General features: G+C 72.4%; 17 protein-coding genes. 4 read left to right on the top strand and 13 right to left on the bottom strand.

From position 1 onward, the window contains the following. Positions 1-131 precede the first annotated feature (131 nt). The 3 genes from ACIBBD_RS01005 to ACIBBD_RS00995 all read right to left on the bottom strand — a co-directional run bounded on the left by ACIBBD_RS01005 (position 132) and on the right by ACIBBD_RS00995 (position 2279). Positions 132-827 (bottom strand): hypothetical protein, encoded by a 696-nt coding sequence (locus ACIBBD_RS01005; protein ID WP_399417119.1) that lies wholly within the window; start codon positions 825-827, stop codon positions 132-134. 120 nt (positions 828-947) lie between these two features. Continuing rightward, the gene (locus ACIBBD_RS01000) at positions 948-1853 is read right to left on the bottom strand and encodes a hypothetical protein (protein ID WP_399417118.1); all 906 of its coding nucleotides are present in this window, start codon (positions 1851-1853) and stop codon (positions 948-950) included. A gap of 66 nt (positions 1854-1919) precedes the next feature. Next, the gene (locus ACIBBD_RS00995; protein WP_399417117.1) at positions 1920-2279 is read right to left on the bottom strand and encodes an arsenate reductase family protein; all 360 of its coding nucleotides are present in this window, start codon (positions 2277-2279) and stop codon (positions 1920-1922) included. Between the two features lie 185 nt (positions 2280-2464). Here ACIBBD_RS00995 and ACIBBD_RS00990 point away from each other — a divergent pair, with 185 nt between their 5' ends. Further along, positions 2465-2779 (top strand): hypothetical protein, encoded by a 315-nt coding sequence (locus tag ACIBBD_RS00990; RefSeq protein WP_399417116.1) that lies wholly within the window; start codon positions 2465-2467, stop codon positions 2777-2779. A gap of 69 nt (positions 2780-2848) precedes the next feature. On the opposite strand, the gene ACIBBD_RS00985 is transcribed toward ACIBBD_RS00990, so the two are convergent. After that, positions 2849-4036, bottom strand: a complete 1188-nt coding sequence (locus ACIBBD_RS00985) for a winged helix DNA-binding domain-containing protein (RefSeq protein ID WP_399417115.1) — start codon at positions 4034-4036, stop codon at positions 2849-2851. 216 nt (positions 4037-4252) lie between these two features. On the opposite strand from ACIBBD_RS00985, the gene ACIBBD_RS00980 reads away from it, so the two are divergent. Then, positions 4253-4528: a hypothetical protein gene (locus ACIBBD_RS00980; protein WP_399417114.1), complete on the top strand. Its 276-nt coding sequence runs from the start codon at positions 4253-4255 to the stop codon at positions 4526-4528. Positions 4529-4687: 159 nt separating this feature from the next. On the opposite strand, the gene ACIBBD_RS00975 is transcribed toward ACIBBD_RS00980, so the two are convergent. The 3 genes from ACIBBD_RS00975 to glnA form a co-directional block, all read right to left on the bottom strand. Beyond that, positions 4688-7414 (bottom strand): substrate-binding domain-containing protein, encoded by a 2727-nt coding sequence (locus tag ACIBBD_RS00975; RefSeq protein WP_399417112.1) that lies wholly within the window; start codon positions 7412-7414, stop codon positions 4688-4690. Between the two features lie 154 nt (positions 7415-7568). Next, complete coding sequence (locus ACIBBD_RS00970) at positions 7569-7826, bottom strand: hypothetical protein (RefSeq protein WP_399417111.1); 258 nt, start codon at positions 7824-7826, stop codon at positions 7569-7571. Between the two features lie 119 nt (positions 7827-7945). Continuing rightward, positions 7946-9355, bottom strand: coding sequence for a type I glutamate--ammonia ligase (glnA, locus tag ACIBBD_RS00965; protein ID WP_399417110.1), 1410 nt, complete (start codon positions 9353-9355; stop codon positions 7946-7948). 209 nt (positions 9356-9564) lie between these two features. Between glnA and ACIBBD_RS00960 the strand changes: the two genes are divergently transcribed. Continuing rightward, complete coding sequence (locus ACIBBD_RS00960; RefSeq protein WP_399417109.1) at positions 9565-10032, top strand: RDD family protein; 468 nt, start codon at positions 9565-9567, stop codon at positions 10030-10032. 107 nt (positions 10033-10139) lie between these two features. Here ACIBBD_RS00960 and ACIBBD_RS00955 read toward each other — a convergent pair whose 3' ends face one another. The 4 genes from ACIBBD_RS00955 to lipB all read right to left on the bottom strand — a co-directional run bounded on the left by ACIBBD_RS00955 (position 10140) and on the right by lipB (position 13277). Then, on the bottom strand, positions 10140-10841 hold the full coding sequence (locus ACIBBD_RS00955; RefSeq protein WP_399417108.1) for a DUF4191 domain-containing protein: 702 nt from the start codon (positions 10839-10841) through the stop codon (positions 10140-10142). A gap of 67 nt (positions 10842-10908) precedes the next feature. Further along, complete coding sequence (locus ACIBBD_RS00950) at positions 10909-11109, bottom strand: hypothetical protein (RefSeq protein ID WP_399417107.1); 201 nt, start codon at positions 11107-11109, stop codon at positions 10909-10911. A gap of 271 nt (positions 11110-11380) precedes the next feature. Continuing rightward, on the bottom strand, positions 11381-12346 hold the full coding sequence (lipA, locus tag ACIBBD_RS00945; RefSeq protein WP_399417106.1) for a lipoyl synthase: 966 nt from the start codon (positions 12344-12346) through the stop codon (positions 11381-11383). A gap of 133 nt (positions 12347-12479) precedes the next feature. After that, positions 12480-13277 (bottom strand): lipoyl(octanoyl) transferase LipB, encoded by a 798-nt coding sequence (lipB, locus tag ACIBBD_RS00940; RefSeq protein WP_399417105.1) that lies wholly within the window; start codon positions 13275-13277, stop codon positions 12480-12482. A gap of 270 nt (positions 13278-13547) precedes the next feature. Between lipB and ACIBBD_RS00935 the strand changes: the two genes are divergently transcribed. Next, a complete protein-coding gene (locus ACIBBD_RS00935; protein ID WP_399417104.1) occupies positions 13548-15068 on the top strand; it encodes a regulator in 1521 nt (506 codons plus the stop codon). Positions 15069-15203: 135 nt separating this feature from the next. On the opposite strand, the gene ACIBBD_RS00930 is transcribed toward ACIBBD_RS00935, so the two are convergent. After that, positions 15204-16640: an NAD(P)/FAD-dependent oxidoreductase gene (locus tag ACIBBD_RS00930; RefSeq protein WP_399417103.1), complete on the bottom strand. Its 1437-nt coding sequence runs from the start codon at positions 16638-16640 to the stop codon at positions 15204-15206. Positions 16641-16806: 166 nt separating this feature from the next. Beyond that, the gene (locus tag ACIBBD_RS00925) at positions 16807-17700 is read right to left on the bottom strand and encodes a TIGR01777 family oxidoreductase (protein WP_399417102.1); all 894 of its coding nucleotides are present in this window, start codon (positions 17698-17700) and stop codon (positions 16807-16809) included. Between the last annotated feature and the right edge of the window lie 63 nt (positions 17701-17763).

The following is a 17763-nucleotide window of genomic DNA, read 5'->3' as shown; positions in this document are numbered from 1 at the left end:
TGACGGCCCGGGCGGGCAGGCGCTGCGGAGCACTCGTGACGGTCGTCCTGCCGGACGTCTCCCGTCACGCGCCGCCGCGGGCCGCGCCGCCCGGACCGGGCCGCCGCCTCACGGAGTTCCTTCCCCGGGCGTCACCCCACCTTCTCGATCACGGCCCGGCGGATCAGGAACTTGCCGGGCTCACGGACCTGTTCGAAGGCCGCGTTGTTCAGCAGCACACAGCTGCCGGAGACCGAGGTCACCTCGACGGTCGTGGACTTGTTGTTGTCCAGGTTGGTGACCTTCAGCTTCGTCCCCGCCGGGAACTGGTTGCTGGACGCGGCCGGGGCACCCCCCTCGCCGGAGAGGGTGACGGTGGAGCCGTTGCAGACCTGCTGACCGGAGACGGCGCCGCCTCCGCCGGTTCCGGTGTCGCCGGTGTCTCCGGCGTTCCCGGCGTTCCCGGCGTTCCCGTTGTTCTCGGCCGGGGCGGTCTGCGCCGGCTGAGAGGCCTGCGGGGCCGTCGTCTGGGAGCCCTGAGCCGACTCCCCGACGACGCACCCCGACGCCTTCTGCTGCACCTTGATCTGCTCGATGACGGCCTCACGGTTGGCGATCCGGGCCGCGGACTGCGCGTCCGGGGCGGCCCGCTGGCCGTCGATGAACCGCTGGTTGTTGCCGAGGGCGGTGGCCAGGCCCTGGCAGACGGACGACTCGGCGGCCGTCTGCGGGGACTGCGCGGCGTTCGAGGTGGCCGCCATGACGAAGGCGCCGCCTCCCGCCACCGTCGCGGCACTCACCAGCAGCGCCAGCTTCTTCTTCGTACCGAGAGTTCTCCTGCGCGACATGCGCGCCTCCTGAGGGGTAGGGGAGCGTACGCCGCTATGTACGAGATACCGAACGAGGTCACTCAGCGGTGACAGGAGTCAATGGATGTGGTGTGCGTCACAGGGCGGTCGGACCCCTGCTCAGCTCTCACCGCCCCCGCCGCCCGCCTCTCCGTCCCCTTCCTCGTACGCCACCACCGTGTCGTTGACGTGCTGGAGCAGGCCCTCGGTCTGGGCGGTGAGTTCGGCCTCGCCGGTCTCGGCGCCGTCGGCCCACTGGCCGTTGGCGAACACCACAGAGCGGACGGTCATCAGCCGCCGGAAGACCCCGGCCGAGCCGGGCGGGACGGTCGGCAGACCGGCCTCGGGGGGCGGGTCGAGCGAGACCACCTGGTAGGTCACCGGGTCCATCGAGGCCATCATGAACACGCGCGAGGCGTCCTCGACCCTTGCGAAGCTCAGCACGGTCACCGTGACCTGCGAGCGCCGGTCGGCGTCCGTGAACAGAGCCGCCGTCAGCCGGACGCACTCCTCGCCCTGTTCGATGAGCTCGGCCAGCTCCGGTGACATGCCCCGGGCGCAGTCGGTGGTGGTGGCGAGGTCGACGCGCGAGTACCGGGAGCCGTCCTCCAGGCGGACGGCCGTGCGCGGGAACGCCTCCTCGGGGCGGATGACGGGCCGGGCGAGCAGCGAGGGCAGCGCGCTCGGCGCGTCGGAGGGGAGGCCGACGTCGACGGAGGGGGCTGCCGTCCCGGCCGACGACGCCGTGGCGGCCGGGACGGCGGACGCCGGCTCTCCGTCGTCGTCCCCGCCCGTCGCCATCAGGGCGCCGGCGGCGATGGCGGCGACGAGGACGACGCCGGTCCCGGCGCCGACCACGCGTCGCGTCCGCCGGCGCCTGCGTATCCGCTCCTGCTCGGCCACGAACCGGGCGTACGGGTCGGGCTGTCCGTACGGGCCCGGCTGGGCGCCCGGCTGGGCGTGCGGGGCGGCCTGGACGTACGGGTCCGGCTGCCCCTGCGGGAATCCTTGATCACCGAAGGTCATGGCGGCGGAGGGTAACAGCGCGGAGCGCCCCGACTCGCCTCCCCCGACGAACCGTTGCCCATCCGGCTAACGGGACAAAGCGTCCCGTACGGCCTCCTCCGTGCGCGCCACGACCGCCGTGCCGTCGTCGGCCGTGATGATCGGCCGCTGGATGAGCTTCGGATGCCCGGCGAGGGCCGCGATCCATCGCCCGCGCGAGGCGGCGTCCCGCGGCCACTCCTTCAGCCCGAGCTCCTTGGCCACGCCCTCCTGGGTGCGGGTGATGTCCCACGGCTCCAGCCCCAACCGGTCGAGCACGGCCCTGATCTCGTCCTCGGTCGGTACGTCCTCCAGGTAGCGGCGGACGGTGTAGTCGGCGCCCTCGGCGTCGAGCAGGCTGAGCGCGCTGCGGCACTTGGAACAGGCGGGGTTGATCCAGATTTCCATGCGGATCACGGTATCCGGAGCTCCTCACGCGGCCCGGAAACTCGTTCTCCTCGTGCGTCACTGCGACCCCGAAAGCCCTTGTGGCCAGGGGCTTTTGTCAGTGGGGGACAGTAGAATAGAAGCAGTGTTCGAGGGTTCCGCCGGAGGTTCCGGGCCGGAACCCCGACCGCGACAGGAGGATGCCCGTGCCCGCTGCCGCACTCAGCCCGAAGCCGCTGCCGACCCAGTCCACCGCGAAGCGTCCCGTCCCACTCGACCTGCCCTACGTCCCGGTGGAGAAGCGGTCCCTGCCGCCCGGCCGCCCGCGCGAGTGGTACGTCACGCACAACCGCCGCCTCAAGGCCATGCGCCTCGCCATAGCCCTCCTCGACTCGGGCGTCTACCTGCCCCGCCAGGCCCGCGACGAGAAGATCCGCGCCATGGCCCGACTGATCGGCGTCCACCCGCCGTCGGACACGACGTGCCACATGGTGCGGGCGCTGCTGCGCTACAGCCGGTGAGTCCGGCGCCGGGTGCCGCGGTCGTTGCGCGGCACCCGGCGCCGCCGCGCCGGCCGCCGAGGGCCTCACCTACTCCACCAGCGCCTTCTCCAGCGGCGTCCGGAACCGGGGCGTCACCCTCGTGTCGCCCACCCAGCGCCGCAGGCGCTCCGCCTCCGCCGCGATCGCCGCCTCCGCGTCCCGCCCCACACCGCTCCCGTCCAGGATCCGCCAGACGATCTCCCCGTCGGCCCGCTGGGCCCAGCCCCCCACCACGCGCCCGTCCCACCACACCGTCGGCCCCACGTTCCCGCTGCCGTCGAACAACGCGGGCCGCAGCTCGGGCGCCAGGTACCAGTCCCGCTCCCGCCACCCCATCGCCGTCGGATCGAGCCCCGGCAGCAGCGCCGCCCACGGCTCCTCCGGCGCCGCCACCGGATCGACGTCCCCCTCGACGACGTACCCCGTGCCCTCGTCGAGCGACACCGCCCGCGCCCCGATCGCCGCCAGAGCCCGCCGCACTTCCGTCACCCGCCACCCCGTCCACCACTTCAGGTCGGCCTCGGTGGCCGGCCCGCAGGCGGTGAGCCAGTGCCGCAGCAGCTGTGCCCGCGCCCCGGCCGGATCCAGCTGCGGGTGTTCGGGGGCCAGGGCCCAGCGGAACTGGCTCGACGTCCACGAGCCCAGCGGACGGCCCCGGACGACCTTCCCCTCGACGCCCAGCACCCTCAGCAGCCGCGTCGAGACCGTGTGGACACCCTCGTAGCTCTTCCCGGCCGCGTACACGAACCGCTCCCGCAGCCTCGGCTCCTCCCGCGCCAGCTCGGCCGCCGTCGCCTGCCCCAGCCGGCCCAGCGCCGCCAGCGTCGACTCCTCGACCTCCTTCAGCCAGGTCACGTCCGGCGCGCCCGCCTTCGCCATGTCCTTCACCAGCGCGGCCCGTTCCCGCGCGGCGACCGCGAGGCCGGTCGAGGCGTGCACGACCGCCGTCAGCTCCGCCGGGAACACGAACACCGTGTGCCGCATGCCGTGCATGCGGACCAGCGTCCGGTCCTCCCCGTACAGCGCCCGGTCGGTCTCCGGCACGGTCCCCGACGGGTCGGCGAGCCGCGCCCCGACCGCCAGGTACACCGTCGCCGGATCCGTACCGTGCAGCGCGACGAGCGCGTCGGCCACCTCCTCCGGGCGCACGGCCCGCACCGCCGGCGCCAGCCGCTGCCGCAGGGCCAGCCGGGCCCGCCGCTCCGCCACGCCGATGTACCGTTCCCCGTCGCCCATTCCGGCCTCCACCCGTCCGCGTCGCCGCCCGTCCTGTCCGCCATCCTCCTCGACGGCACTGACAACCGGCCCCCGTCCGGCCGCGGCCGGGCTCACGCCCACCGCTCACGGAAAAAGGAGATGCACGCCGAGTGACGGCCTCCCTACGCTGAAGACACCACCCCACCCCCACCACACCGCACAGTCACCTCTCCATGCCCAGGAAGGAGGCACACCATGGGCACCGTCGTTCTCTCCGGGACCGCCGTCCTGGTGGTCCTGGGATTCGGAAACCACCTCTACTGGCTCGCCGCGGTCGCCGTGCTCTACCTGTACGTGCGCCACGGGCGCGACGCGGCCTCGGCGTCCGTGCCCGGCCCCGCCGCGAGCGCCGCGCCGACGTCGTACAAGGCCTACCGCGACCGCCGTGACCAGCAGGCCAAGTGGGAGCGCCGCTACCGGCGCGAGCGCCCGCTGGAGTCCCGCCGGCAGGAGCACGAGCGCAGCGGGTGACGCGGGTGCCCCCGGTCCCCACGGACCGGGGGCACCCCACACCGGGAACCAGCGGCTCAGGTCCTGCTCGACGCAGCCCGTCCGCGAGGGCCGCCCCAATCCTGAGTTCCCGCCGGAACACACCCCGCCGTCCCCGTCCCGTCAGGGGACGGCCGGCCCTCAGAAGTTGGAGATCACGCTGGTGATCACCTGCTCGATGGTCTCGGCCCGCTTGGCGTCGTACACCTGACCGCCGCCGGCCCGCGCGATCTCCTGGAGCACGGTCCTGCCGCCCTTGTCCTTCTCGTCGGCCTCGCTGCCGTACGCGATGGTGAAGATGCGGATCTGGGGCTTCGACGGATCGCCGATCCGCCGCAGCAGCTCTTCCTTGGACAGGCTCTGGCTGTCCTCGTTGCGGCCGTCGGTGAGCAGGACGATCGCGTTGATGGCCTGGGGGTCGTAGTCGTCCCGCATGGCCCGCACCGCCGCGTCGAGCGTGTCGTACAGCCCGGTCGCCCCCTCCGGCTCCAGACTCCTGACGTTGCCGGACAGCAGCTGCGCCCGCGTGCCCCCGGGCAGCTTCTCGGTGTACGGGCCGAGCGGCACCAGTTCCTTGTAGTCGCGCTCGCCGCCGAGGGCGTAGGCGTCGGAGAACTTCCACAGCCCGACGTGGTCGGTGCCGGTGAACTCGCCGAACAGCTTCGGCTCCGCCTGCTTCAGCCGCTCGATCTTGGTGTCGCCCGTGCCGGGGATCTCACCGTTCATCGACTCCGAGGTGTCGATGACGATGCGCACGTTGGCCCGCCGGCGCAGCGTGGGCCACACCTCGGTCAGATGGCCGAGCACCTCGCCCCGGGGCATCGGCATGCTGGTGAACTGCGCGTCCGGCACGACGCCGTTCTCCTCGGTGAGCACCGTGGAACCCGCGGGGACCTTCCCCTCGTGGGTGCGGAAGCCGTACGGGGCGAACCGCTCCGCGAAGACCGCGGGACTGCGCAGGTACCGCAGGAAGTCGTCGGCCACCGCCTTGCGGGCGGCGCTCATCCCGTTCAGCTCGATGTACGGATGGTCGGAGAACGGGACGCCGTCCTTCGGATAGAACGAGACCAGCGGGGTGTCCGGCGCGCTGGTCCGCGCGCACGTCCGGCCCGCGTTGAGCGCGCCGCAGGGATAACCGGCGTTGTACGCCGCCACGGTGCTCTCCTCCAGCGTGACGGCGGAGATGTACGACATCGCCTTCTGCGGGCTGTTGCGGTCCGCCTGGCGCAGGTTGGAGGTGAAGGTCAGCGTCGTGTCGCCGTAGTGCACGGCGGCCTGCTCGATGCTCTTGACGAACGCCCGGTTGCCGGGGTCGTCGACGTGCGCGGCGCTCAGCTCCTCGCTGGTGCCCGTGGCGGCGAAGAAGGCGGCGACGGTCGCGTTGAGCCCGGAGGTCGAGTAGCCCGGATTGGTCTTGCCGAGCTTGAACGCCCCCCACTCCGGCCTGCCGTGCTGCGCCCAGAAGCCGTCGGCGTTCTTCGCCCAGTCGGCCAGCTGGCTCCAGGTGAACCGCCGCTCGGGCCAGTCCAGGGCTTCGGCCATCGGCTTGGGCATCGCTATGGTCAGCGGGCTCTGCACGATCGGTTCCGCCCGCTCGGGGAACTGCTCCGCGTGCTTCCCCGTCGCGGCGGCCCTCGCCAGGGACAGCCAGGAACTCCCGGCCGGCGCCCACACGTCCGGCTTCGTCCCGTCGGACTCCCCCCAGCCGTCGACCAGCGCGCGCATCGCCTCGCCGGAGTTGCGGTCCTCGACCCTGACCTGCACGCACCTGCCGTCCGCCATCCGGGTGCCGTAGGCCCTGGCCGCGCGCCGCAGTGGCTCCGACTTGTCGACGGAGGCGGCGATGGTCAGGCGGGTGTCCGCCTGGTCGCAGGTGGACAGGGAGGAGGTGGGGGCGCCGGAGAGCGGCTTGGCGTCGTCGGTGTCCGGGCCGCCGTCCACGCACGACTGCAGGACGATGCCGAGGGTCACCGCGGCCGCGGCGAGCGGCAGCCAGGCCGTCCTCGCCCGGCCCTTCCACCAGGGTCTCCCGCTGGCCGGCGGCGTGCGGCGGGCCGGTGGCTCCGGGGCAGGGCCGGCCGGTGGCTTCGGGGTGCGCCCCGTGGGTGGCTTGGGGGGGCGCCCCGTGGATGACTTCGGGGTGCGGCGGGGGCGGGAGGTGCCCGTGCCGTCGGGCTGGTGCTCCATGAGGACGGCGACGGCCACCTCGGCGGCGTTCGTCGCCGCCAGGCGCTGGCCGCCCGCCGCGTCCGCCGCGCGCTTGTCCCCGTCGGCCCGGTCGCTGATCCCGCGGATGACCAGCGCCTCCGTGCGGTGGCGCTGGGCCGCCTTGCAGAAACCGAAACCTTCCATCTCCAGCGCCGCGGCATCCTCGTACGTGGTGCTGAGCCGGGTGCGGATGTCACCGGAGCCGGCGTCGAGCACCACGTCGCCGGAGGCGATCGGCTTGAAGTGGGTCTTGCGCCGGACCTCCGCGTGCAGCGCCGTCTGCCACAGGGCGAGCGAGGTTTCCACCGCGTCGGGCCGCGCGCCGCGGCCGGTGGCGGACACCTTGGCGCCGTGGATCTCGTACACCTTGGTGGCGACCACGACGTCCCCGGGCAGGACGTCGTCCTTGAGACTGCCCGCGATGCCCACCAGGAGCGTGACGTCCGGACGCAGCACCGCCAGCAGGCCGTGCGTCCCCAGAGCGGCGGCGACGTTCGTCATGCCCACCTGGGCCACGTGGACGGTCCAGGGGGCGTAGGCGCCGTCGAGCCGGAACGTCTGCACCACGGTGCCGTTGACCCTGCGCCGACCGACGTGCCGGGCGCTCTCGGCCTCGAGACGGTCCCGCAGGGCGGAGAACTCCACGGGAAGCGCTGTCACCACCACGGCGGTGCGCGAAGGACGGGCTGTTGTCACCGGACCAACCGTTCTTGTGTCGACCTCGATACCGACGGTGAGCCAAGAGGCACAACGTAGCACCGCAGTGCCCAACAGCCCTGGCGGAAAGGGTTATTGCTCCGGTCGCCGGGGGCGGCTAGTAAGGTGCCTGGAACCGCGCGTACCCCAGCACGAGGATCACCGCGACCACGCACCCCAGCACGATCGCCGTCGACAGCCACGACGACCTCCGCGGCGCCACCGGCCCCGGGGCGGCCCGGAAGGGCTGCGGCTGCGGCGGGTTCTCCTTCCAGCGCGCGGCCAGCATGCGGGCCCGCGCCGAGGGCTCCCTGTGCTCGGCGTCGTCCGCCCATCTGAGGTCGAACTCCCGCTGGAACTCGTCCTGTTCGGACATCCCCGTCTCCCCGTCACCTCTGTCGAACAGCTGTGCAAGAACCATACGACGGCGCCCCCGCCCTGAGAAACAGGAACGGGGGCGGCTGAGGCCTCACGCGCACCGGGCGCGCGGTCCGGTCACACGTCGAAGTACAGCTCGAACTCGTGCGGGTGCGGACGCAGCTGCAGCGGAGCGATCTCGTTCGCGCGCTTGTAGTCGATCCACGTCTCGATCAGGTCGGACGTGAAGACGTCACCGGCGAGCAGGAACTCGTGGTCGGCCTCGAGGGAGTCGAGGACGGCCGGGAGGGAGGTCGGGACCTGCGGGACGCCCGCGTGCTCCTCGGGGGCCAGCTCGTAGAGGTCCTTGTCGATCGGCTCGGCCGGCTCGATCTTGTTCTTGATGCCGTCCAGGCCGGCCAGCAGCAGCGCCGAGAAGGCCAGGTACGGGTTGCCGGAGGAGTCGGGCGCGCGGAACTCGACGCGCTTGGCCTTCGGGTTCGAACCGGTGATCGGGATACGCATGGCCGCGGAGCGGTTGCGCTGCGAGTACACCAGGTTGACCGGCGCCTCGAAGCCCGGCACCAGACGGTGGTACGAGTTCACCGTCGGGTTGGTGAAGGCCAGCAGCGACGGGGCGTGCTTGAGGATGCCGCCGATGTAGTAGCGGGCGGTGTCCGACAGGCCCGCGTAACCGGCCTCGTCGTAGAACAGCGGGTCGCCGTTGCTCCACAGGGACTGGTGGACGTGCATGCCGGAGCCGTTGTCACCGAAGATCGGCTTCGGCATGAAGGTCGCGGTCTTGCCGTTCCGCCAGGCGACGTTCTTCACGATGTACTTGAAGAGCTGGAGGTCGTCGGCGGCGGCGAGCAGCGTGTTGAACTTGTAGTTGATCTCGGCCTGGCCGGCGGTGCCCACCTCGTGGTGCTGGCGCTCGACCTTCAGGCCGGACTTGGCCAGCTCGAGGGAGATCTCGGCGCGCAGGTCGGCGAAGTGGTCGACCGGCGGCGTCGGGAAGTAGCCGCCCTTGTAGCGGACCTTGTAACCGCGGTTGTCCTCCAGCGCACCGGTGTTCCAGGCGCCGGCCTCGGAGTCGATGTGGTAGAAGGACTCGTTCTCCGAGGTCTTGAAGCGCACGCTGTCGAAGACGTAGAACTCGGCCTCGGGACCGAAGTACGCGGTGTCGGCGATACCGGTCGACGCCAGGTACGCCTCGGCCTTCTTCGCCACGTTGCGCGGGTCACGGGAGTACTGCTCGCCCGTGATCGGGTCGTGGATGAAGAAGTTGATGTTGAGCGTCTTGTCCCGGCGGAAGGGGTCGACACGGGCGGTCGACAGATCCGCGCGGAGCGCCATGTCGGACTCGTGGATGGCCTGGAAGCCGCGGATCGACGAACCGTCGAACGCGAGCTCCTCGTCCGGGTCGAACGCCTCGACGGGCAGCGAGAAGTGCTGCATGACGCCCGGCAGGTCGCAGAACCGGACGTCGATGAACTTGACGTCCTCGTCCGCGATGAACTTCTTGGCCTCGTCGGCGTTCTGGAACATCCAGCTCCTCCTACTCCCGGCCGTCGCGCCGGGGTGGTAGTTCGTTCGTGCGGCCAGTGCGGTGGCACACGCTGCCCTCGACCCTAGAGACGCGGGATTTCTCGGGCGTGACCCATTTGTTTCGCACAAGTTAACCGGCTCTCCGTCCACGGTAGCTCGGACACACCCCTCGGTGCCCCGGTCACAAGGGGTCGCAGTACCGTGGACGGGTGGACAACAGGCAAGCAATCGGATCGTGGCTCTCCGGCCCGCGCGCGGCCATGGAAGAAGCCGGTGCCGACTTCGGATACCGGGGCGAGCAGCTCGGCCTGCCGGAGGACGGACCGGGCTCCATCGCCCGCCCCGGCCGACGGCTCGGAGCGCTCGCCGTGGACTGGGGCCTGTGCCTCTTGATCGCATACGGTCTGATCACCGACGGCTACGGCCAGGCGACCAGCAACTGGGCGCTGTCGATCTTCTTCCTGATGAGCGTCCTGACCGTCGGCACTCTGGGCTTCACCCCCGGTAAGCGCCTCTTCGGCCTGCGCGTGCTCGCCCTGGAGACCGGCACGGTCAACCCGCTGCGCGCCCTGCTGCGCACGGTCCTGCTCTGCGTCGCCCTGCCGGCCCTGATCTGGGACCGCGACGGCCGCGGCCTCCACGACCGCCTGGCCAAGACGGTCGAGGTCCGCATCTGACGTCCGTCCCGCCGGGACGGCGAAGGGGGCGCCCGGAGTGATCCGGGCGCCCCCTTCGTGTGTCACGCGTTCACGTCGTGTGTGTCACGTCGTGTGTGCCACGGCGATCAGCGGGCCTTGGGCCCGCCCCTCGGCAGGCGCATGCCCTTGGGCATCGGGCCCTTGGGCAGCGGCATGTTGCTCATCAGGTCGCCCATGGCGCGCAGCCGGTCGTTGGTGGCCGTCACCTGGGGGCCGGTCAGTACGCGCGGCAGCTTCAGCATGGTGGTCCGCAGCTTCTTCAGCTCGACCTGGCCCTCGCCGGTGCCGACGATCAGGTCGTGCACCGGCACGTCCGCCACGATGCGGTTCATCTTCTTCTTCTCGGCTGCCAGCAGGCTCTTCACCCGGTTCGGGTTGCCCTCGGCGACCAGGACGATGCCGGCCTTGCCGACGGCCCGGTGCACCACGTCCTGGCTGCGGTTCATCGCCACCGCGGGGGTCGTCGTCCAACCCCGGCCGACGTTGTCCAGCACGGCCGCCGCGGCGCCGGGCTGTCCCTCCATCTGGCCGAAGGCGGCCCGCTCGGCCCGGCGGCCGAACACGATCGCCGTCGCGAGGAAGGCGAGCAGGAAGCCCAGGATGCCGAGATAGATCGGGTGGCCGATCAGGAAACCGATCGCGAGGAAGACACCGAAGGTGACGATTCCGACAGCCGCGAGTACAAGACCGATCTTCTTGTCGGCCTTGCGGGTCATCTTGTAGGTCAGGGCGATCTGCTTCAGTCGCCCGGGGGTAGCGGCGTCCGCCGCCGTGTCCTTCCTCGCCATGCCACGCAGTCTACGTGCCCCGGGGAGCGGCGACGACGGCAGTGTCCGGGAGGCGGGGCCGGGACGGTCAGGAACCGGCGGCGGTGACCGCTTCGAGGACGCGCTGCGCCTCGCTCCGGTCCTTGGCGCGGCGGCGGTCCTCCAGGACGGAGGTCCAGGCGTTGCGCCGGGCGGTGCGCTGGCCGCCGCTCATGAGAAGGGACTCGACGGCCCTCAGGGCGTCGGTGAAGGAAGGGATCGCGGTGGCGCGAACGGGCGCGGCCTGCATGGTGGAGGTCCCCCTCGGGCGGAATGGGTCACGGGTGTACGTGGTGTGATACCAGCGTCACTGATTGGTGTTACCAGGGCATGACCGACCGGTCAAACACCCATGAAGCCTTGATGTGATGGGCCGAAACGCTGACGCGGCCCTGACGTACGCCCTCATCTGCGAGGACGGTCAGGACCGCGTCGTATCGGCCGCTACTGGCGAGTAGCTGCTTGTGCCCGAATTCACACGCTTGCCTCGTCCCCGTGGGGGCAAGGCGGGTGACGGTGTGTCAGACGGCCTGGGCGGCGATGTAGGAGCCGCGCTTCTCGACGGCCATCCGGTACAGGCGCCCGGCGCGGTAGGAGGACCGTACCAGCGGGCCGGACATCACGCCCGAGAAGCCGATCTGCTCGGCTTCCTCCTTCAGCTCGACGAACTCCTGCGGCTTCACCCAGCGCTCCACCGGGTGGTGGCGCACGGACGGGCGCAGGTACTGGGTGATGGTGACCAGCTCGCAGCCCGCGTCGTGCAGCTGCCGCAGCGCCTCGCTGACCTCCTCGCGGGTCTCGCCCATGCCCAGGATGAGGTTGGACTTGGTGACCAGGCCGACGTCGCGGGCCTCGGTGATGACCTTCAGGGAGCGCTCGTAGCGGAAGCCGGGCCGGATCCGCTTGAAGATGCGCGGGACGGTCTCGACGTTGTGCGCGAAGACCTCGGGCCGGGAGGAGAAGACCTCCGCCAGCTGCTCGGGGACCGCGTTGAAGTCGGGGGCGAGAAGCTCGACCTTGGTCCGTCCGCCCTCACGCCCGGCGGTCTGCTCGTGGATCTGCCGGACGGTCTCGGCGTACAGCCACGCCCCGCCGTCCTCCAGGTCGTCACGGGCGACGCCGGTGATGGTGGCGTAGTTCAGGTCCATGGTGACGACGGACTCGCCGACGCGCCGCGGCTCGTCCCGGTCGAGGGCCTCGGGCTTGCCGGTGTCGATCTGGCAGAAGTCACAGCGCCGGGTGCACTGGTCGCCGCCGATGAGGAAGGTGGCCTCGCGGTCCTCCCAGCACTCGTAGATGTTGGGGCAGCCGGCTTCCTGGCAGACGGTGTGCAGTCCCTCGCTCTTCACGAGGTTCTGCATCTTCGTGTACTCGGGACCCATTTTCGCCCGGGTCTTGATCCACTCGGGCTTGCGCTCGATGGGGGTCTGGCTGTTCCGGACCTCCAGGCGCAGCATCTTGCGTCCGTCGGGTGCGACTGCGGACACATCGGCTCCCTGTAGCTTCGATTCTTCGGCGTACACCAGGGTACGCCCGTACGTTTTCGGTCCCCGGGGTGGGCAACCCGGCGGAACGGGGCAGCATTCCCCCAAGGGTCGCGGCGCCCGTCCGCGCCGGCGCCTACGCCGACGCCCGCTCGATCTCCCGGGGCTTCAGCTCCGCGTTCTCCAGGACGTCCTTCAGGTGCCGCTCGACCACCGGCAGCACCTCGGCGATGGTGACGTCCCGGCCCAGCTCGTGGGCGAGGGAGGTCACCCCCGCGTCCCGGATGCCACAGGGGATGATCTTGTCGAAGTTGGACGTGTCGGGATTCACGTTCAGGGCGAAGCCGTGCATGGTGACGCCCTTGGCGACCCGGATGCCCATCGCGCAGATCTTGCGGTCCTCGCGGCGCTGGCCGGCGTTGGAGGGGGCGTACTCGGGGCCGTTGAGACGGGGGTCGAACTCCTCGTCGGTCAGTCGCGGGTCGAAGTCCAGGGCGAGTCCGCCCAGGGCGGGGCGCTGCTCCACCGGGTCGCCCAGGACCCAGACGCCCGCCCGGCCCTCGACCCGGCTGGTGGCGACGCCGAACTCCGCGCAGACGCGGATCATCGCGTCCTCGAGGCGGCGCAGGTGCGCCACCACGTCCACCGGACGCGGCAGTTTCTGGATCGGGTAGCCCACCAGCTGGCCGGGACCGTGCCAGGTGATCTTGCCGCCGCGGTCCACGTCGACGACCGGCGTGCCGTCCAGGGGGCGCTCGCTGTCGGCCGTGCGCCGGCCCGCCGTGTAGACCGGCGGGTGCTCCAGGAGCAGCACGGTGTCGGGGACCTCGTCGGCGAACCGGGCCGCGTGCACCCGGCGCTGCTCGTCCCACGCCTCCTGGTACTCGACGGCGTCCCCTCCGAAGCCCATGCGAACGAACCGCAACTCACTCACGGCAAGCGCCTCCCTAGGCGATACGGCGGTGCGGCCATACGGCGCCGCCGCCGATGGCTGTGTCAGGCACGTAACGCGCCCGAGCCACTGTACGTCCGCTCGTCGCGCGTCAGCCTCGCGGTCAATCCTCACACGATCGGATGAATGAGCGTCGAGATGTGCGATCGGATGCTTACGCTCCGCTACATTCGCGCCGTTCACGAGGCCATTAGGGCTGCTCACAGGCATCCGGGCACTTCAGAGCCCGGAAGGCAGGAGACCGCACCGCAGATGACGGAACGACCCGCGCAGCGCACTCCCAACCGCCAGCTCGCCGCGCTCATCGCAGAAGCGGGCTTCTCCAACGCGGGTCTGGCCCGGCGCGTCGATCAGCTGGGCCTCGAACACGGGCTGGATCTCAGATACGACAAGACGTCCGTCACCCGATGGCTGCGCGGCCAGCAGCCCCGCGGCACCACCCCCGCCCTGATCGCGGAGGTGTTCACCCGCCGCCTCGGCCGCCGTCTGACCGCGCAGGACCTCGGCCTGGACGCGTGCGCCCCCGTGTACGCCGGGCTCGAGTTCGCCGGCACCCCCGAGGAGGCCATCGACATCGTCGGCGGGCTCTGGCGCAAGGACTCCGGCAGCCACGCCGAGCTGCGCAAGATCGCCTTCACCCCGGCCGGCCTGGTCGTCCCCAGCAGGGACTGGCTGATCGGCCGGGCCGACGAGAAGGTCGCCCGCGGCCCCGAGCAGTCCGGCCGGGTGCCGGCCCAGAGCCGCCCGTCCGGCCGGCCCGCGTCGGCCAAGTCCTCCGCCAGGTCCGCGCCGCCCGCGGTCCTTTCCGCGCCCGCGCACGGCGCCCTCGGTGTGCCGCGGCAGCGCGGTACGGCCGAGCGCGGCCCGGGCCAGCGCGTCACCGGCGGCGACATCGCCGCCCTCCGCTCGGTGGGCGAGCTCTTCCGCACCCTCGACAACATGTACGGCGGCGGTCACGCCCGCCAGGCCCTCGTGCGCTACCTGGAACACGAGTGCGAGCCCATGCTGCGCGGTACCTACGGCGAGCAGACCGGCCGCCGTCTCTTCGGCGCCGCCGCCGACCTGACCCGCCTCGCGGGCTGGACCTCCTTCGACATCGCCGCGCACGGACTGGCCCAGCGCTACTTCGTCCAGGCCCTGCGCCTGTCCCAGGCCGCCGGGGACCGGGCGTACGGCTCGTTCGTCCTGGTCACCATGAGCCGTCAGGCCGTCTACCTCGGCCACGGCCGGGAGGCCGTGCAGCTCGCGCGCGTCGCCCAGCAGGGCATCGGCACGAACGCCCCGCCGGTGGTCCAGGCGCTGCTGCACGCGGCCGAGGCGCGCGGCCACGGGGTGCTGGGCGAGGTGCGTGCCTGCACCGCGTCACTGGTACGGGCCGAGCGCGCGCTGGAGGCGGTCAGGGCCGGGGACGAGGTGCCGTACTGGGCGCGGTTCTTCGACGAGGGTCAGCTCGCCGACGAGTTCGGGCACTGCCACCGCGACCTCCAGCAGTTCCGCGCCGCCGCCCAGCACGCCGAACGCTCCCTCCAGCTCCGCCCCGCCGCCTACGCCCGCAGCCGCCTCTTCTGCCGTGTCGTCCTCGCCTCGGCCCGTCTCGGCCTCGGCGAACTCGACCAGGCCTGCCAGCTCGCCGCCGAGGCGGCGGTCCAGGCGGCGGAGATGCGCTCGGTGCGCGCGGTGGAGTACGTCAAGGACTTCGAGCGCAGGCTGGAGCCGTACAAGGACGCGGCTCCCGTGCGGACGTACCGGGACAAGGTGGCGGCGCTGGGGTAGCCGGCGGCGGAGCGTTCTCGCCCCCTACGCCCCGACGCGTCCCGCCCCTGGGGCTGCCGCCCCTCGGGGATCGCCGCCCCCGGACCCCCGGCCGAAGCGGGGGTCCGGGGCGGAAGCTGCCGGTCGCCCCGGCGCCTACGCCGCCCTCGGCACCGTCGGCACCGGGTCGGCGAGGTGCATCGAGCCGGCCGCACCCAGGTCGGACAGGATCGTCGCGGCCGCCCGGTGCGCCGAGTGCAGCGCCCCCTGCACGGTGCTGGTGTCCCGGTGGTCGCCGCACACGTACAGGCCCGCCAGCAGCCGTACCGGGCGGCGCAGGTCGTGCGGGGCGCGCATCGCGGGGACGGCCTCGGGGGTGTGGTGCACGGCCAGCGTCTCCCAGCGGGCGGTCGAGGTGCCGTAGAGGCGGGAGAGGTGCATGCGGACCGCCGTGTCGACGCCGGGCGGGGGTGTGCCCAGGACCGTGGACGAGATCAGCGTGCGGCCGGCGGGGGCGCGGCCGGGGTCGACGGCGCTGGTCACCGCCGTGTGGGCGACCGGGCCGCCCCGGTCGGCGTCCAGGAGCAGCGAGGCGCCGGTGGGCGGCGGCTCGTCGGTGGTGTGGTGCAGGACCGTCACCGGGTGGAAGTCGGGCACCCGGAGCCCGGGCAGCAGCTCCGCGGCGGTGCGCGCGTCGGTGGCGACCAGCACCGCGCGGCAGCGGAACTCGCCGTGTTCCGCGGTGGTCACCGAGGTGGTGGAGACGGAGGTGACCCGCACCCCGGTGTGCACGGTGCCCGGCGGCAGCGTCCGCGCGAGCAGCTCCGGGAGCGTCTCGGCCCCGCCCTCGGGCAGGCACAGCCGCCCGGCCGCGAAGGCGCGCAGCGCGAGGTCCGCGCACCGGCTGGAGGTGGTCAGGCCGGGATCGCAGAGCAGGGCGGCGAGCAGGGGTCGCAGGAAGCCGTCGATGGTGCGGGCGGGCAGACCGCGGGCCGCGAGGGCCTCGGCGGCCGGTGCCTCCGGGCGGCGCAGCAGCCGCTCGGCGGGGGTGGCGGCGAGCCGGGTGAGCGCGGCACCGAGCCGGGCCTGGTCCACGGCGGTGCCCAGCGGGGCGCCCGCCCGCAGCCGGGGCGGGGGCACGGCCTGCCAGGGCGCGCCCGCCCGCCTGCCGGACAGCGGCACCGCACGGGAGACGCCCGTACGGGGCCTGGGCATCGCCCCGGGCCGCGGGGCGCTTGCGAGGGCGCGTACGGCATGGAGTGCGCCCCTCGCGCTCCCCGCGCCGGTGTGCGCGCCCGCGCGAAGGTGGCGCCCGTCGCTGTGCAGCAGCACCCCGGGGGCGAACGGACGCAGGACGAGCGTATCCAGCCCCGGGGTCAGCGCCAGTTCGGGATACGCCGTGGACAACAGCTGTCCGATGCGGTCGAGCCGGAAGCCGTCGACCTTCTCCGTCGCCATGCGGCCGCCCACACAGGGGGCGGCCTCCAGTACCGCCGTGGCCACTCCTGCGCTGGTCAGTCGATGGGCCGCGGCGAGGCCGGCGACCCCGGCTCCCACCACGACGACGTCTGCCTGGTACGCGGGCTCAAGCACGTGCCCCTCCTCGCCTCGAGGTTGCGCGGCCGGTGGAGACGTCATGCCCCCAACGGGCGTCCGGGATACCCGAGTTCGGATCGAGGGTAGGGCCGTGATCGGTCGGGAACAGTCGCGCATGCACAGGGCACGGTCGCACGGCGGTCGCATGCGGTCCAACGCGGTGTCAGGCCGCTCGGACGGCGTCCTCGATCCCGGGAAACGCGAAAGTGAACCCCGACTCCAGCAGTCTCCTGGGCACCACCCGCGCGCTGCCCAGCACGTCCCCGGCCATCTCGCCCAGCACCGCCCGCAGCACCGGAGCCGGCACCCTGAACAGCGCCGGCCGGCGCATCACCCGCGCCATCACCGCGGTGATCTCACGGTTCGTCCGCGGCTCGGGAGCGGTCAGGTTGAACGGCCCGGACAGGTCCTCGCGGTCCAGGAGATGCCGGATCGCCGCGATCTCGTCGTGCAGCGCGATGAACGACCAGTACTGCCGTCCGTCGCCCATCCGGCCTCCGAGACCCGCCGCGAACAGCGGGAACAGCCGCCCCCAGGCCCCGCCGCCGCGCGCCACGACCAGCCCGGTCCGCGTGAACACCGTGCGCACACCCGCCTCGCGGGCCGGATCCGCCGCCGCCTCCCACTCCACGCACAGCTCCGGCAGGAAGCCGTGCCCGGCGGGCGCGCTCTCGTCGACGACCCGCTCGCCCGTCTCGCCGTAGATGCCGATCGCACTGCCGTTGACGAACACCCGCGGCGGCTCGTCCAGCGCGGCGACCGCCCGCGCGAGCGCGGCCGTCCCGTGCACCCGGCTGTCGTGGATCCGCCGTTTGTACGCCTCGGTCCACCGCTGGTCGCCGACACCGGCCCCCGCCAGATTGACCACGGCGTCGCAGCCGGCGAGCCCCGCCGGGTCCACCTGCCCCCGCTCGGGATCCCAGCGCACCTCCTCGGTGCCCCGGGGCGCCCGGCGCACCAGGCGCACCACCTCGTGTCCGTCGGCGGTCAGGGACCGCACCAGGGCGCTTCCGATGAGACCGGAGGCACCGGCCACCGCGATGCGTGCACGTTCCATGCGAGCATCCTGCCCGGTGCCCCGGAAAACTCAGGTGGGGACCCGCTGACCGGGACGTAGGGT

The sequence above is a fragment of the Streptomyces sp. NPDC051315 genome, assembly GCF_044455165.1.
Classification (GTDB): Bacteria; Actinomycetota; Actinomycetes; order Streptomycetales; family Streptomycetaceae; genus Streptomyces.
The sequence above is the reverse complement of the archived record's forward strand: the minus strand, read 5'-3'. Positions and strand labels throughout refer to the sequence as shown.

Coding starts and splice junctions, on each gene's coding strand:
- ACIBBD_RS01005 (WP_399417119.1), bottom strand. CDS start 827: ATGTCGCGCAGGAGAACTCTCGGTACGAAGAAGAAGCTGGCGCTGCTG.
- ACIBBD_RS01000 (WP_399417118.1), bottom strand. CDS start 1,853: ATGACCTTCGGTGATCAAGGATTCCCGCAGGGGCAGCCGGACCCGTAC.
- ACIBBD_RS00995 (WP_399417117.1), bottom strand. CDS start 2,279: ATGGAAATCTGGATCAACCCCGCCTGTTCCAAGTGCCGCAGCGCGCTC.
- ACIBBD_RS00985 (WP_399417115.1), bottom strand. CDS start 4,036: ATGGGCGACGGGGAACGGTACATCGGCGTGGCGGAGCGGCGGGCCCGG.
- ACIBBD_RS00980 (WP_399417114.1), top strand. CDS start 4,253: ATGGGCACCGTCGTTCTCTCCGGGACCGCCGTCCTGGTGGTCCTGGGA.
- ACIBBD_RS00970 (WP_399417111.1), bottom strand. CDS start 7,826: ATGTCCGAACAGGACGAGTTCCAGCGGGAGTTCGACCTCAGATGGGCG.
- glnA (WP_399417110.1), bottom strand. CDS start 9,355: ATGTTCCAGAACGCCGACGAGGCCAAGAAGTTCATCGCGGACGAGGAC.
- ACIBBD_RS00955 (WP_399417108.1), bottom strand. CDS start 10,841: ATGGCGAGGAAGGACACGGCGGCGGACGCCGCTACCCCCGGGCGACTG.
- ACIBBD_RS00950 (WP_399417107.1), bottom strand. CDS start 11,109: ATGCAGGCCGCGCCCGTTCGCGCCACCGCGATCCCTTCCTTCACCGAC.
- ACIBBD_RS00935 (WP_399417104.1), top strand. CDS start 13,548: ATGACGGAACGACCCGCGCAGCGCACTCCCAACCGCCAGCTCGCCGCG.
- ACIBBD_RS00925 (WP_399417102.1), bottom strand. CDS start 17,700: ATGGAACGTGCACGCATCGCGGTGGCCGGTGCCTCCGGTCTCATCGGA.